This window comes from Alcanivorax sp. HI0044, from assembly GCF_001634945.1.
Window position 1 is genome coordinate 1 of record NZ_LWEZ01001077.1, and the last position, 325, is coordinate 325.

General features: G+C 59.1%; 1 protein-coding gene. It reads left to right on the plus strand.

What is annotated here, in order from left to right; all coding sequences use genetic code 11:
* On the plus strand, window positions 1-325 hold a 325-nt coding region (locus tag A3730_RS12940), incomplete at both ends, for a DUF932 domain-containing protein (RefSeq protein ID WP_156501195.1).

The following is a 325-nucleotide window of genomic DNA, read 5'->3' on the forward strand; positions in this document are numbered from 1 at the left end:
ACAACACCACCTTTGATCCGCAGTCTGTGAAGAAACAGCTGGGTATCTCAGTCTCTGCCTGGGATGACTTCATGTATCGCCTGAAGGCCCTCAGCGAGCGCCGCATCACCCGCAAGACCGCCGAGAAGGTCATGCAGACTATCTTCACAGATACCGGCTATCAGCCATCGGGCATGCCGGCGAAGGCCAACGAGCAGGCTATGAAGAAAGCCATGACTCTGTATGAGGGGACTGGTCGCGGGTCGGAGCTGGCGTCCGCCAAGAACACGGCCTACGGCCTGCTCAATGCGGTGACTGAGTTCGTGGACCATGAGCGTCGTGCCCG